Raw genomic sequence first — 14580 nt, 5'->3', positions numbered from 1 at the left:
AATTCTGGTTCAAGAAACTCTTGTAGATTTTTTTTTAAATGGGATGAGATAAACATTATTGATTTTTTATCTGTTCTAACTTTCAAAATAACGGAATTATGGATAAAATCGCAATGCAGATACGTTTGGTAAAAATAGAGGAATTGTCTTATAGAGATAAAACAAAATTGGGAGAAGCTTTGAAAGAGCCTGTTTTTGTAAAATTGTTATTGAATATATTACCTGATATTGGTCGAAATATCATAGAACTAATTGTCGGTGTAGTGTATCATACGAATTCTGAAGATTTGCTGACTTATGAAATCAAATCAACTTTCGAGGTAGGAGAAATGGAAGCGGTGGTATGTGTTCGGGATTATAGTGTTTCTGTAGCTCCCGAACTGTTGAGTATATTGGTCGGGGTTTCGATCGGCACTTTGAGGGGAATGCTGGTTTTAAAAAGTGCAGATTCGTTTTTTGCTAACTATCCACTGCCGATAATTAATATTACAGAACTTATCGCTTCCTTACAAACCGAAACGGTAAAACAATCCTCTTATTTCCCGTTTTTTAGATTCAGATATGAGTAGTAGATTCGGCTTCATTTTTTAGAAGTTCGTATATTTCTTGTTGAGCTCTTACCGGTTTTTCAGAATTTTCGACTACAGGAATATTTTGTAGATTTTCATCGATAATACAGGCCTGAGTATTATCCTGTAATTGAAGTCGTAATATCTTTATGATTTTTTGTTTTATCTGTTCATTTGTGATGGGAAACGCAGTTTCTATCCGGCGACTCAGATTCCTTTTCATCCAGTCGGCAGAGCTTAGGAAAACTTCCTCTTTACCATCGGAGTTAAAGTACCAAATGCGGGCGTGTTCCAAAAACTCATCGATAATACGGATAATCTTTATGTTCCGGCTATACGGCTGGTTGGGAACGAGGCAACAGATGCCTCGAATAATTAAATCTATTTTTACTCCTGCTTCACTGGCATCATATAATAATCTGATCATTTCTTCATCTTGTAGGCCGTTCATTTTCAAAATGAGATATGCCTGTTTTCCCTGCCTTGCGAGTTCGATCTCGCGGGCTATTTTTTCTTTTAATGAAGAAAGCATGTTAAACGGAGATACAATTAATTGCTCGAAATGAGGATATGCGGTTTTACCTTCAAGGATGTTGAACAATAAATTCAAATCTTGTATCAGTGTCGTATTATAAGTAAACAAGCCCATATCAGAATATATCTTGGCTGTTTTTTCATTAAAATTTCCGGTACTCAAATAAGCAAAACTTTTTTCAATATTTTCACCTCTTTCCGAACGGCGTAGAATCAATGCTACTTTTGCATGAACTTTCAATCCGGGAGTACTATATATTATTTTTATTCCATATTTTTTCATTCGTTCAGAAGTGGCGATATTGTTTTCTTCATCAAATCGGGCTTTCAACTCTACGAAGACCGTGACTCTTTTCCCGTTTTTCGCAGCAGTGATAAGAGCATTTACTACTGCCGATTCCTCAGCAACCCTATATTGGGTGATCTTTATCTCATCGACTTTAGGATCATAGGCGGCTTCGGTAAGGAAACGGATTAGATAGTCGAACGATTGATAAGGGTAGTGCAATAAGATATCTTGGTTTTTTATGACCTTGAACATCGAACCTGATCGGTCGAATAGAGCAACCCGCATGGGGGAGAATGTTCGGGATGAGAGACTGGGAGAACCTGGATTAGGAAGTTTGATAAGGTCTTCCAACGTCAAATAACGTCCGGCCGGAATACACTGAGATTCCGGGATATGATATGTTTCACATAAATATTGGAGCATATCTGCCGGCATTCTATGATTGTAAACCATGCGGTTTGCTCTTCCCGTTTTTCTCTTTTTTACGCTTTTTTGGATCTCTTTCACCAGATCATAATTCCGATGCGGATCGATTGAAAAGTCTGCATCTCGGGATATTCGAATACTATAATAAGAATCTACGATAAATCCCGGAAATACGATGTCTAGATTGTATCCGATTGCATCGTCTATGAACATCAAATAATGAGTTTCTCCGATAGACGGAAGAGAAATGAATCTGGGGACTTTGGAAAACGGAATTTTTATTAGAGCATAACATAGTTCGGCATTGCTTTTTTTATAAAGTTTTATGACCAAATAAAGTCTGTTATCCCGCAAAAAAGACGAAATATCATCTTTTAAAATTAGAACGGGTTGTAAAAAAGGGAATATTTCGTCATAAAAATAGTTTCGGATAAAAGCTCGGTGCATTTCTATTATAGGTTGTTCTCCTTGGTATAAAATGATATTATTTCGGGCGAGTTCCGGTAATATTTCATCTCGAAATATAAAAAAGAAATCTTGCATTTGTCGACTTACCTCTTTGTTGATTTCATATAGAGTCGCTTTTGCGCGAGATTTTAGCTCGGGTTCGTTGTTTTCCTGAGCAATGGTTTGACGATATTCCGATATGCGTATTTTGTAAAATTCCTCTAAGTTCGAAGAGAATATAGATAAAAATTTAATTCTTTCGAATATTGGTAATTTCTTATTTTGGGATTCTGATAGAACCCGATAATTAAAAGATAACCAACTGATATCTCTTTTAAAAAAAATTCGATTCTCGTCCATCCGTGTAAACTTTTATACCAGATAGGTAAATATAAGATTTATTTCGTTATTTTGTATCCGATTTTTTGAAAATAATTAAACAGAGTGTCGAGATATTTTGTTTTGTCTTGATGAAAGATGATTATTTTGAAAAATCGAAAAAAAAGTGTAATATAGCATCCGAATTGTTTAAATAATGGTTACGTGGAACATAAACAATTTATAGAAGAACTTCAAAGCAGATTGGGAAAAGATAAAAAAGAAATAGATAATCTTTTTTCGGATATGTTGCAAATATTAAAAGATCGTTGCGGCCAGATGGATACATTGTCTATACAAGGATTCGGGACTTTTGAGCCTCGGAAAAAAATGGAACGGGTATCAGTAAATCCGGCAACCGGCAAACGAATGCTTATTCCTCCCAAAATAGTATTGGGTTTTAAACCGGGAACGGTAATCAAAAATCGATTAAAAGATATTTCTGGAGATGAACAATAAAATAACTATGCCCGATTTGGCGGATCTTCTTGCTCAAAAGGCCAGATGTACCAAGAAAGATGCAGAACTTTTTTTAAAGGAGTTCTTTGGGTTGGCGTCTGAAGTTATCTCCAAAGGAGAACCTTTGAAAATTAATGGGTTAGGTGTTTTTAAAGCTATCTGGGTAGAGAAGAGGGCTAGTGTCAATATCCAAACGGGATTGCCTTTTGAGATTCCCGGACATTATAAATTGACTTTTATTCCGGATAAAAATCTTAAAGAAGCGGTTAATGCTCCGTTCGCTTGTTTTGAAGCGGAAATCCTTCCTGATGATGTCATGACCGATGCCGCTTTGACAGAGGAGGAAGATGAGGAGAGTGAAGATCTTTTGGATTTTGATGAGGATGAGGTCGGTGTGATAGATGGCGATGAAGCTGCAATGAAAACTGTAACTTTGACTTCTCATGAAGATCGTGACGAAAAGGAAAAATATTCTTCATCGAAATCTGAAAGTGTTTCGGAATCTGTTAATGAGGAAAAAAATACAGATGAAAAGGATGTTTCATTACAGCCTTTGCAGAAGTCTGTCCGGCCTGAAAATATAGATATAAAAGGTGAATTTAGACGCCGTACCAAAATGGGGTATATTTCAGGATTTCTGTCTGCTTGTCTTCTTATTTCATTGCTCGCTTTGGGTTGGTTATATTTTGATAAAGCGGATTCGTATAAAGAAGTGAATCTGACAATGCATCCCGTGACTTTTACCATAAAAAAGAATAAAACGGACGTAAATGAGAACAAAGATTCTTTGTCAGTTGTTGAAACGATGGTAACAGATTCTATAAAAGCGACGGCAGTAATGAAACGGAAGTCGAATGCGGTGGATGAAGTTGTAAAGCAAAGGAGTGATGTCCGAGATGAAGAAAAATATCAGAATGTTGATTCGGTAGATTTGCAACAACATCAAAAAGAAGTAGAAGAACCGAAAATCCCGGTTACTGAAGTTGTAAAGCCCGGCATTTTTTTGACAACTATTTCGTTAAAACATTACGGACACAAGACTTTTTGGGTTTATATCTATGAGGAAAATAAAATGAAAATAAAGAACCCGAATAATGTTCCGATTGGTACGGTCTTGGTTATTCCCGATCCGGATAAATATGGAATAAATTCGGGAAATAAAGAGTCTGTTGATAAAGCAAAGGCTCTCGCGGCGGAAATATTGAAAAGATATGAAAAATGATCTATAATAGACTAAGTCGTCCGTTGGATTCAGCCGGTCGACTTAGTTTTTTTTAATATATAGTTCTTTCTTTTTTAACATCTAAATTGTTAAATGTAAAAGCAACATGGCTACTTTTGCAACGTTACATAGAATAAAATAAACCGATAACTATAAATAACTCATTTAAAAAGAAAAAATATGAGTCAAACAGTTGATATTCGAGAACTTAATGAACTTATTGCCAGCAAAAGTTCTTTTGTCAATATGATTACAATGGGCATGGATCAGGTCATTGTGGGGCAAAAACATCTTGTGGATTCTCTTTTAATCGGATTGTTGTCTAACGGACATATTTTGTTAGAAGGTGTTCCCGGATTGGCAAAGACATTGGCTATTAAGACACTTGCTTCATTAATTGATGCTAAGTATAATCGTATTCAGTTCACTCCCGATTTACTTCCGGCCGATGTGATCGGTACGATGGTATATAGTCAGGCAAAAGAGCAGTTTCAGGTAAAGAAAGGGCCTGTTTTTGCAAATTTCGTTTTGGCAGATGAAATAAACCGTGCACCGGCAAAAGTACAGAGTGCTTTGTTAGAGGCGATGCAGGAACGTCAGGTGACAATCGGAGAGGAAACTTATAAATTGGATGATCCGTTTCTTGTCTTGGCTACTCAAAACCCGATCGAACAAGAAGGTACATATCCTCTGCCTGAAGCACAAGTTGACCGTTTCATGTTGAAGGTAATCATAGGTTATCCTAAAAAAGAAGAAGAAAGATTGATTATCCGTCAGAATATATCCGGAGAAAGAGCCAAAGTTCAACCTGTATTAAAGGCTGAGGAAATTATCGAGACGCGTAATATCGTCCGGAAAGTATATATAGATGAGAAAATCGAACGCTATATCGTTGACATCGTATTTGCAACTCGTTTTCCTCAAGACTATGGTTTGGGAGATATAAAGGATATGATTTCATTCGGAGCTTCGCCACGTGCATCTATCAATCTGGCTTTAGCAGCTCGTTCGTATGCATTCTTGAAACAACGAGGATATGTGATTCCTGAAGACGTTCGTGCTGTATGTCATGACGTGATGCGGCATCGTATCGGTTTAAGTTATGAGGCAGAAGCAAACAATGTTACGTCTGAGGAGGTGATCAGTGAAATATTGAATAAGGTAGAAGTTCCCTAAATAAGAATATTCCGGAGAATTATAACGTATGGAGACGACAGAATTATTAAAAAAAGTCCGCCAGATCGAAATAAAGACGCGGGGACTATCCCGTAATATCTTTGCGGGGCAGTACCATACGGCTTTTAAAGGGAGAGGTATGGCCTTTTCCGAAGTTCGGGAATATCAGTTTGGAGATGATGTTCGGGATATCGATTGGAATGTAACAGCCCGTCATCACAAACCTTATATCAAAGTTTTTGAAGAAGAGCGGGAGTTAACAGTTATGTTGCTTATCGATGTTTCCGGTAGCCGTAATTTCGGTGCTGTAGGTGAATCGAAAAAGGAGGTGATAACTGAGATTGCCGCAACATTGGCATTTTCTGCAATACAAAATAACGACAAAATAGGAGTCATCTTTTTTTCGGATCAAATAGAGAAATTTATTCCGCCGAAAAAAGGAAAGAAGCACATTCTCTATATTATTCGGGAGTTAATCGATTTTCAGCCTGAACACACGGGCACGAATTTGTCTTTGGTATTAGAATATCTGACTAATGCTATCAAAAAAAGATGTACGGCATTTTTTATCTCGGATTTTATTACCGAAGAAAATTTTAAAAATGCTTTATCGATAGCCAACCGTAAGCATGATGTCGTAGCTGTTCAGGTGTATGATAAGAGAGAGACCGAACTTCCGAATGTCGGATTGATGAAAATGCAGGACTCCGAACGGGGTGAGGAAAAGTGGATCGATACTTCTTCCAAGAGGGTGAGAGATACATACTCGCAATGGTGGTCTCAACGTCAAAGTCGTGTGTTGGATGCTGCTCGCAAGAGCAGAGTCGATATAACTGCTATCGCTACGGATGAAGATTACGTATTGGCTTTGATGAATCTGTTTAAGCATAGGGGATGATAAACCTTATAACGGATAAAAATAGAAATTCTGAAATGAAAGATATTTATAAGGAATTATTGATGAAGTTTTTCGCAGTGGTGTCGGCTATCTTTATAGTTTGTCCGGTTTTTGCCGGAGACCCTGTCGTTCGAGCTCGGATGGATTCGGCATCTATATGGATGGGAGAGCAGACGCGGATACATCTGGAACTCGTACAGGATAAAAATAAAATGATTTCTATGCCGGTTTTAAATGATACATTGGTTACCGGAGTAGAAATATTGAATGTTTCGAAGCCTGACACCGTGTTGTTGGGCAATGATCGCATTCAAATCAATAGAGATATTTTAGTAACCTCTTTTGATTCGGGTTTCTATTATATACCGCCATTTCGGTATATTTTAAACAATGATACATTTTCTACTCAGACATTGAGTTTGAAAGTCGTTCCGGTAGAAGTTGATACGACTCAGGCTGCAATTGATATAAAAGGAGTACAAGAGCCTCCGTTTGTATTGTTCGATTATATTTCGGATACACTTCTTACAATTATAGGTATCATTATTTTATTGGCTTTGATCGTTGCCGGATATCTTTATTATAGGAAGAAAAAGAGACCCGAAGAGAAGACTGTTTCTCCGGAGGATCTGTTGCCTCCACACGAGCGTGCATTAAAAGCTTTGGCGGTTTTAAAGGAAGATAAACTTTGGCAGAATGGGCAGGAAAAAGAGTACTATACTCGGTTAACTGAGATTTTGCGTGAATATATTGATGATCGTTTTCATATTAATGCAATGGAGATGACATCATCTCAGATTTTGTCTGTTTTGCGTTCTAATAAAGAGACTAAAGCTGTTGATACACAGTTAAAACAAATTTTGGAAATGGCTGATTTTGTGAAATTTGCAAAAATGAGACCACTTCCGGATGATAATGAAGCAACAATGCGGGATGCAATAACTTTTGTTGAAGAGACGAAAGTTGTTGAAGAACAGCCCTCTACAAACGAAGAGAAAAAAGAAAACGGAGTACAGGTCGATGAAGATAAAACCTCTATATCCGGTTCTGATAAAAAAGATGAATTATGATATTTGCGAATCCTCTATATTTATGGTTGTTACTTTTGCTTCTTCCGGCAATAGTCTGGTATATTATGAAGCAAAAAAAAGCCCAAGCCTCATTGCAGGTTTCGTCAACTTTCGCTTTTGATAAATTGCCGACGACTTATAAGGCTTATTTGCAACATTTGCGTTTTATTTTGCGTTTAGGCGTTGTTGCATGTGTGATTGTAGCGTTGGCCCGTCCTCAATCGACAGATAAGTGGGAAAACCAAACGACAGAAGGGGTTGATATTGTCGTCGCTTTAGATATATCGACAAGTATGTTGGCACGAGATTTTAAGCCCAATCGTATCGATGCGGCAAAAGATGTTGCGGCACAATTTATAACCGGGCGTACGCATGATAATATCGGGTTGGTAATATTTGCAGGAGAAAGTTTTACAATGTGTCCGATGACTACAGACCATGCCGTCTTGTTGAACTTATTGAAAGATGTTCAGTGCGGTATGATTGCCGATATGACAGCCATCGGAGACGGACTCGCAACAGCTGTAAATCGTATTAAAGACGGTCCGGCAAAGTCGAAGACGATAATATTGTTAACAGATGGTACTAACAATGCTGGGGATATTGCTCCGGTTACGGCTGCACAGATTGCAAAATCGTTCGGTATTCGAGTATATACGATTGGAGTAGGAACACAAGGAACTGCTCCGTATCCGGTTCAGACCCCGTATGGTATCGAATATCAGAATATTCCAGTAGAAATAGATGAAGTTACTTTGAAACAAATTGCCTCTACTACGGGAGGAGAATATTTCAGGGCTACGAATAAAGGTGTTTTGAAAAATATATTCTCAGAAATCGACAAGTTGGAAAAAACAAAATTGACGGTAACGGAATTTAGCCGTAGAGAAGAGAATTTTATGCCGTGGGCAATGATGGCTCTGATTTTGTTGATTTGTGAGATTGTTTTGAGAAATACTCTATTAAGAAACATTCCTTAAATGATTTGATTATGTTTCGATTTGCACAACCAGAATATTTATATCTTCTTCTTATAGTACCGCTAATATGGGTGCTTTACTTTTATAGTGTGTACAAAAAAAAGAAAAATTTGGCAAAGTTTGGTCATGTAAAAACACTTGAACCTTTAATGCCGGATGTTTCAAAATATAAACCGGGAACAAAGTTCTTTTTACAACAGTTGGCATTGATTGTTTTGGTATTTTTGATTGCCAGACCTCAAATGGGAGCAAAAGTGGAGACTGTGAAAAAACAAGGTGTAGAAATCGTAGTGGCGTTGGATGTTTCTAATTCGATGTTGGCTCGTGATATTAATCCGAGTCGTTTGGAAAAAGCCAAGATGATGCTATCTAAGTTGGTTGATGAATTGGATAACGATAAAGTCGGATTAATCGTGTTTGCCGGAGATGCATATACGCAATTACCGATAACTTCAGATTTTGTTTCGGCAAAAATGTTTTTGTCCAGTATCGATCCCAATATGGTTCCTACTCAAGGGACAGCAATAGGAAGGGCGATTAGTTTGGCAATGAATTCGTTTACTCCGGATGAAAGTGCCGATAAAGCGATTATCGTGATTACAGATGGAGAAAATCATGAAGATGATGCGGTTGCAATGGCTGCAGAAGCTGCAAAAAAAGGTATTCGTGTGGATGTGATCGGAATAGGTTCTCCACAAGGATCTCCTATTCCGATGAGTAATGAAAGTAGTGATTTCAGAAAAGACAATGAGGGAAATGTTGTCATTACTAAATTGAATGAACAGATGGGACAAGAAATTGCTAAAGCCGGAGAGGGTATTTATGTAACGGCGGATAATACGAACAGCGCTTTGCGGGCTCTGACCAGCCAGATAAAAAAAATGAAGAAATCAGATATCGAAAGTAAAGTATATTCGGAATATGACGAACAGTTTCAAGGACTTGCCTGGATTGTACTTTTGTTGTTGCTGGTTGATATTTTTATTTTAGATCGGAAAAACGAGTGGATGAAGAAATTTAATTTCTTTACTAAATAAAATTGTTTTTGGTCGATAAATAGACCGGACACTTAAAACGGAAAGGTTATGAAATATATAATAATGATAGTTTCATTGTGTTGTTTTACCGTACTTTCTGCTCAGAATTCGGCAAAAGAACCTATGTCCTCAAGTAAAGAAGTAAATAAAAAAGCTGAACGAAACAGCATTCGTGGCGGAAATAAACTATATTCCGATGAGAAATATACCGAATCGGAAATTGAGTACAGAAAGGCATTGGATGCCAATCCCGACTCATGGATGGGAATGTATAATTTGGGAAATTCATTGTTTCGTCAAGGAAAATATGAAGCAGCCTTCGAACAATATAAAAAAGCGGCGACATTGGAAACCGATAGTATAAAAAGTGCTCAAGCTTGGTACAACATGGGAAATGTATTTATGCAGGATAAAAAATATGCTGAGAGTATAGATGCGTATAAAAATGCATTGCGGCGTAATCCGAAAGATGACGAAGCACGCTATAATTTGCGTTTGGCTCAGTTGCTTTTAAAGAAACAACAACAAGACCAAAAAAATCAGGATCAAAATAAAAATCAGAATAAGGATAATAAAGACCAAAAAGACCAAAATAAAGATAATAAGGACCAAGATAAAAATCAACAGCAAAATCCTAAAGACAATAAACAGGATAAGAAAGACCAGGATAAACAACAATCATCTTCTCCTCAAATGTCTAAAGAAAATGCACAACAGATATTGGATGCTATGCAGCAAGATGAACGGAATACTCAAGAGAAAGTCCGTAAAGCTATGATGCAACAGCAGAAACGAAAGAAGACGGACAAGGAATGGTAATGATAATGTAAAGATTAAAACTTATTCGGCATGATAAAAAAAGCAAAATTCATTGTGTTCATATTTTTTCTCATAAGTGTTGCGACTTATGGAAGAAATAATGTGCGTTTTGAATTGATTGTTCCGGAAAAAGTTTATTCAGGTCAGGAATTTACGCTGATTTTTCGTCTTGAAAATGCTGAAGGACAAGATTTCAGAGCTCCGGAGTTTAGCGGATGCCAAGTAATAAAAGGACCTGTAGTTTCTCGTCCTTCACAATATATAATGGAGTGGGGAATAGGCTGGTCTCAGAGTTATACAGATTATACATATATCTTGAAAACCGATCGTAAAAAGAAGGTGAAAATAGGTTCTGCGACAGTCAGAGTTGATGGAAATTTATTGAAGACTACCTCACGTACGATTTTACTTGACAAATCCACGGAACAAGAATATTCTGATAATGTTATATCATTTATAGCTGTTGTCCCGGAAAAAGTAGAAGTGGGGAAAACATTTAAGGCTGTTTTTGTTTTAAAAAATGCTCAAGGAGAAAATTTTAATCTTCCGATAGTAAAAAATTGCGAATTGGTTTACGGACCAGAGGTTTCTCGCAATGGAGGTTTTTCGTTTTGGGGGCGTACCCCGATCGAAACGGTATATACATTGATATTGAAGGCAAAGAAGACCGGAAAAGTTAAGTTCCCTTCTGCTTCAGTAGATGTAAATGGTAAGGTTTTGAAGACAAAAAAAGTAAAAATAAAAATATTGCCGGAGAGTGAAAAAACTCGTGAAAAGAGGTTTAATGAAGCTCAACGGAAATATCAGTCTATATAAGTAATAAAAAATAGTATATATAAAAATGAAAAAATTATTTTTCATAATAGCGGTTTTTTTCAGTACTATTTCATCCGGTTTTGCTGATGGGGTGAAATTTTCTGCTTCGGCGCCGGGACAGGTAATTAAAGGGCAGACATTCCAGATAACATTTACGTTAATCAATGCAAATGGTCAAGATTTAAGAGTCCCGGAATTTCCCGGATGTAATGTTCTTTTTGGTCCGGCAGTTTCTCAAGGGTCGCAGTTTACCAGTATAAATGGAAAAACAACAACTCAAACAGAAGAATCTTACACTTATACGTTAAAGGCGATTAAAGAAGGAACTTATAAGATAGGATCTGCAACTATTCGGGCAGGCGGAAAACAATTGACATCCAATACTCTCAATTTAAAAATTTTGCCTCCGGATAAAAATTCCGATGGTGGTTCTGATGATGACAGGGAATATGCACCTTCGGCTCAGAGTTCTGCAGGAACAGACGCAACGACATTTGCCCGTTTGATACTTTCAAGAACAAAGGTATATGAGCAAGAAGCTATATTGGCAACTATAAAATTATATACCAAAGCTGCCAATATGGGACTTGAGAATTATACTTTTCCGAGTTTTGACGGCTTTGTAGTTCAGGATATGCCGATTCAGAATCCTCAGTTTGAGTTAGATCACTATGACGGAGCTAATTATACGACAGTTGTGATTAAGAGAGCTTTGTTATTTCCTCAACGTTCGGGGAAAATAACGATTAATCCCGGTAAATTCGATATGGCATTACAGGTCGTTCGTCCTATGAGAGGACCTTTCGGTATGATGCGAGGTTTGCAGGAAGTAAAAAAGACAGTGCGTACACAACCGGTTACGGTAGAAGTATTGCCGTTGCCTGCAGGAAAACCGGCCTCATATATGGGAGCAGTAGGAACATTTACGGTTACATCTTCTATAAATAGAGAGAATCTGAAAACCAATGAAGCCGTAACTGTAAAATTGCAGATCAAAGGGGTGGGAAATCTTAAATATGTAAAGAATCCGGAGATCAAATTCCCTGCAGATTTTGAGGTTTATGATCCAAAGATTGATGTGAAAACTCAAAATACGATGTCCGGAGTAGAAGGTGTCCGCACGATAGAATATACAGCTATCCCTCGTAATGCAGGAGATTTTGTTATTCCGGGAATCGATTTTTCATATTTCGACGTTCATTCGAATAGCTATAAGACTTTGACAACACCGGAATATCATTTAAAAGTAGAAAAAGGCACAGGCGGTTCTTCATCTCAGATCTCCAATTTTACGGATAAAGAAACTTTGCAAATGTTGAATCAAGATATTCATTTTATTAAAACCGGAAATTTGCATTTGCAAAAATCTCCGTCTATTATGTGGGGAAGTACGGGATATTGGCTGTGGTATATTTTGCCTGCATTGTTTTTTATTATATTTGTAATTATCAATCGGAAGCAGGCTCGGGAGAATGCAAATGTTACTTTAATGAAAACGAAGAAAGCCAATAAAGTAGCGACTCGAAGGTTAAAAGCTGCGGGAAAATATTTAAAAGAACATCAAAAAGAAGCGTTTTACAATGAAGTCCTGCAGGCTGTATGGGGATATTTGAGCGATAAATTAAGTTTACCGTTATCAGAATTGACTCGGGATAATGTGGCTACCGAATTAGCTAAATATGGAGCAAGTGAAGATTTGGTAAATCATTTTATGGAAATATTGGATACCTGCGAATTTGCTCAGTATGCACCTTCCCAATCAGACAGTGCAATGGATAAACTGTATGCGGATACGGTGGAAGCGATAGGAAAAATGGAAAATACCGTAAAAAAATAAATAGAGATATCGATATGAAAAAAATATATAGTATTCTGTTTTTTTTCTGCCTCACTGCTGTTGTTTGGGGACAAGAATTATTGAATCAGGCAAATGAATCATATAGTCGAGAAGATTATAAAGAAGCAGCAGAATTATATGAGAAAGTTCTTCAGGATGAAGGAATCTCTTCAGATTTATACTACAATTTAGGAAATGCCTATTATAAAGATAAGCAATATGCAAAAGCTATATTGAATTACGAAAGGGCATTATTGCTCTCTCCGGGAAACGAAGATGCACGTTTTAATTTGAATATGGCGAACAGTCATATAACAGATAAAATAGAACCGGTAGGCTCATTCTTTTTGACCGTTTGGATTCATTCTCTGATAAATACTTTGTCGTCAAACAGTTGGGCTATATTAGGTATTATTAGTTTTCTGCTTTTTATTGTAGGTATTTATTTGTATTTCTTTACAAGAAATGTATTATTGCGGAAAATAGGATTTTTTGCCGGATTATTATTGTTATTGGTTTCCATATTTTCAAATAGTTTTGCATCGGAACAAAAAGATAAAATAACCGAGCGTAACGAAGCCATAGTCTTTGCGCCGACGATAACGATTAAAAGTTCACCGGCTGAAAGCGGAACAGATCTTTTTGTTTTGCATGAAGGTACGAAAGTGAAACTTTTGGATAAAGTTGGAGATTGGTCTGAAATTTTGTTGGCAGACGGAAATAGAGGTTGGATACCGACAAATCAAATCGAAATAATTTGAAGTAAAAATATAAAGAACGCTTATTAAATTACACAAAACGGCGGAAGCATTTTGTCGCTTTGTGTGATCTTATTTTATAAAGACATTATGCTTGAGGAACTTATCAAGATAGATCAACAAATATTGTTATTGTTCAATCGATATCATACTGTATATTGGGATCAGGTTATGTGGGTATATACCGGAAAATATATCTGGATACCGCTTATTTTGTCATTTGTTTGGGTGTATTTTCGAAAAAATTGGAAAGATGCGTTATGGACAATATTAATGATGATTCTTGTCGTTACTGTATGCGATCAATTTGCTTCGACGATTTGTAAACCTTATTTTGCCCGTTTCAGACCGGCTCAAGATCCGGACTTTTCTCAGTTCGTTACTATTGCAAACGGATATCGGGGCGGAAAATTCGGTTTCATATCGAGTCATGCTGCGAATGCTGCCGGTTTGGTAACTTTTACTGCGTTATTATTCAGAAATAAATTATATACGATTACTGCTATTATATGGGCTTTGCTGACATGTTATTCCCGTATGTATTTAGGAGTTCATTATCCGGGAGATATTTTAGCAGGAAGTGTTTGGGGAATATTGACCGGATGGGGAGGTTATTATCTATATGTTACGGGGCGCAGTAATGCAGTAAAGCGAGGATGGCTTCAAGGGAATCTTTCTCCTTATTATAATAATAAGGATGTTCGTATAATTGTTGCTGTAATTTATGTTACGTTTTTGGCTATATTGATTCTATCTCCTTGGATTAATTTCAGAATAAAGTAAACCCTGTTAATTTATACTGAAAAACTCACAGAAAATTTTCCCTGTGAGTTTTTTTATTAGAATGAACGATAAAAAAGTCCGA

Annotated in this window: 14 protein-coding genes; 13 read left to right on the top strand and 1 reads right to left on the bottom strand. The window is 36.9% G+C overall.

Annotated features, from left to right (window positions below; all coding sequences use genetic code 11):
* Positions 1-98 precede the first annotated feature (98 nt).
* Positions 99-569, top strand: coding sequence for a hypothetical protein (locus tag AC0UMU_RS06620; protein ID WP_039927622.1), 471 nt, complete (start codon positions 99-101; stop codon positions 567-569).
* Here AC0UMU_RS06620 and ppk1 read toward each other — a convergent pair.
* Entirely contained in the window at positions 556-2625 is a 2070-nt protein-coding gene (ppk1, locus tag AC0UMU_RS06615) for a polyphosphate kinase 1 (protein WP_022390761.1), read from the bottom strand. The genes AC0UMU_RS06620 and ppk1 overlap by 14 nt on opposite strands.
* Before the next feature lie 183 nt (positions 2626-2808).
* Here ppk1 and AC0UMU_RS06610 point away from each other — a divergent pair, with 183 nt between their 5' ends.
* The 12 genes from AC0UMU_RS06610 to AC0UMU_RS06555 all read left to right on the top strand — a co-directional run bounded on the left by AC0UMU_RS06610 (position 2809) and on the right by AC0UMU_RS06555 (position 14498).
* On the top strand, positions 2809-3102 hold the full coding sequence (locus AC0UMU_RS06610; protein WP_009316782.1) for an HU family DNA-binding protein: 294 nt from the start codon (positions 2809-2811) through the stop codon (positions 3100-3102).
* The gene (locus tag AC0UMU_RS06605; protein WP_195596419.1) at positions 3092-4324 is read left to right on the top strand and encodes an HU family DNA-binding protein; all 1233 of its coding nucleotides are present in this window, start codon (positions 3092-3094) and stop codon (positions 4322-4324) included. Before AC0UMU_RS06610 ends, AC0UMU_RS06605 begins: the two co-directional genes overlap by 11 nt.
* Before the next feature lie 180 nt (positions 4325-4504).
* Positions 4505-5500: an AAA family ATPase gene (locus AC0UMU_RS06600; RefSeq protein WP_009316784.1), complete on the top strand. Its 996-nt coding sequence runs from the start codon at positions 4505-4507 to the stop codon at positions 5498-5500.
* 28 nt (positions 5501-5528) lie between these two features.
* A complete protein-coding gene (locus AC0UMU_RS06595; RefSeq protein ID WP_195596421.1) occupies positions 5529-6398 on the top strand; it encodes a DUF58 domain-containing protein in 870 nt (289 codons plus the stop codon).
* Between the two features lie 35 nt (positions 6399-6433).
* Complete coding sequence (locus AC0UMU_RS06590) at positions 6434-7468, top strand: LPXTG cell wall anchor domain-containing protein (RefSeq protein WP_303008536.1); 1035 nt, start codon at positions 6434-6436, stop codon at positions 7466-7468.
* The gene (locus AC0UMU_RS06585) at positions 7465-8448 is read left to right on the top strand and encodes a vWA domain-containing protein (protein WP_195596425.1); all 984 of its coding nucleotides are present in this window, start codon (positions 7465-7467) and stop codon (positions 8446-8448) included. Before AC0UMU_RS06590 ends, AC0UMU_RS06585 begins: the two co-directional genes overlap by 4 nt.
* An 11-nt stretch (positions 8449-8459) precedes the next feature.
* Positions 8460-9485 carry a vWA domain-containing protein gene (locus tag AC0UMU_RS06580; protein WP_122337814.1) on the top strand — a complete coding sequence of 342 codons (1026 nt, stop codon included), beginning with the start codon at positions 8460-8462 and terminating at the stop codon, positions 9483-9485.
* Positions 9486-9533: 48 nt separating this feature from the next.
* Complete coding sequence (locus AC0UMU_RS06575) at positions 9534-10304, top strand: tetratricopeptide repeat protein (protein ID WP_031258029.1); 771 nt, start codon at positions 9534-9536, stop codon at positions 10302-10304.
* Between the two features lie 30 nt (positions 10305-10334).
* A complete protein-coding gene (locus tag AC0UMU_RS06570; RefSeq protein WP_195596427.1) occupies positions 10335-11120 on the top strand; it encodes a BatD family protein in 786 nt (261 codons plus the stop codon).
* A gap of 25 nt (positions 11121-11145) precedes the next feature.
* Positions 11146-12957 carry a BatD family protein gene (locus tag AC0UMU_RS06565; RefSeq protein ID WP_195596428.1) on the top strand — a complete coding sequence of 604 codons (1812 nt, stop codon included), beginning with the start codon at positions 11146-11148 and terminating at the stop codon, positions 12955-12957.
* A 14-nt stretch (positions 12958-12971) separates the two neighbouring features.
* Complete coding sequence (locus tag AC0UMU_RS06560) at positions 12972-13718, top strand: tetratricopeptide repeat protein (protein WP_303008534.1); 747 nt, start codon at positions 12972-12974, stop codon at positions 13716-13718.
* An 87-nt stretch (positions 13719-13805) separates the two neighbouring features.
* Positions 13806-14498: a phosphatase PAP2 family protein gene (locus AC0UMU_RS06555; protein WP_009316793.1), complete on the top strand. Its 693-nt coding sequence runs from the start codon at positions 13806-13808 to the stop codon at positions 14496-14498.
* Positions 14499-14580 lie beyond the last annotated feature (82 nt).

The organism is Coprobacter fastidiosus (assembly GCF_982245605.1).
The sequence above is the reverse complement of the archived record's forward strand: the minus strand, read 5'-3'. Positions and strand labels throughout refer to the sequence as shown.

Bases quoted from the DNA above. Each gene is read 5' to 3' on its own strand.
- AC0UMU_RS06620 (WP_039927622.1), top strand. From the start codon at position 99: ATGGATAAAATCGCAATGCAGATACGTTTGGTAAAAATAGAGGAATTG.
- ppk1 (WP_022390761.1), bottom strand. From the start codon at position 2,625: ATGGACGAGAATCGAATTTTTTTTAAAAGAGATATCAGTTGGTTATCT.
- AC0UMU_RS06605 (WP_195596419.1), top strand. From the start codon at position 3,092: ATGAACAATAAAATAACTATGCCCGATTTGGCGGATCTTCTTGCTCAA.
- AC0UMU_RS06600 (WP_009316784.1), top strand. From the start codon at position 4,505: ATGAGTCAAACAGTTGATATTCGAGAACTTAATGAACTTATTGCCAGC.
- AC0UMU_RS06595 (WP_195596421.1), top strand. From the start codon at position 5,529: ATGGAGACGACAGAATTATTAAAAAAAGTCCGCCAGATCGAAATAAAG.
- AC0UMU_RS06590 (WP_303008536.1), top strand. From the start codon at position 6,434: ATGAAAGATATTTATAAGGAATTATTGATGAAGTTTTTCGCAGTGGTG.
- AC0UMU_RS06585 (WP_195596425.1), top strand. From the start codon at position 7,465: ATGATATTTGCGAATCCTCTATATTTATGGTTGTTACTTTTGCTTCTT.
- AC0UMU_RS06580 (WP_122337814.1), top strand. From the start codon at position 8,460: ATGTTTCGATTTGCACAACCAGAATATTTATATCTTCTTCTTATAGTA.
- AC0UMU_RS06575 (WP_031258029.1), top strand. From the start codon at position 9,534: ATGAAATATATAATAATGATAGTTTCATTGTGTTGTTTTACCGTACTT.
- AC0UMU_RS06570 (WP_195596427.1), top strand. From the start codon at position 10,335: ATGATAAAAAAAGCAAAATTCATTGTGTTCATATTTTTTCTCATAAGT.
- AC0UMU_RS06565 (WP_195596428.1), top strand. From the start codon at position 11,146: ATGAAAAAATTATTTTTCATAATAGCGGTTTTTTTCAGTACTATTTCA.
- AC0UMU_RS06560 (WP_303008534.1), top strand. From the start codon at position 12,972: ATGAAAAAAATATATAGTATTCTGTTTTTTTTCTGCCTCACTGCTGTT.
- AC0UMU_RS06555 (WP_009316793.1), top strand. From the start codon at position 13,806: ATGCTTGAGGAACTTATCAAGATAGATCAACAAATATTGTTATTGTTC.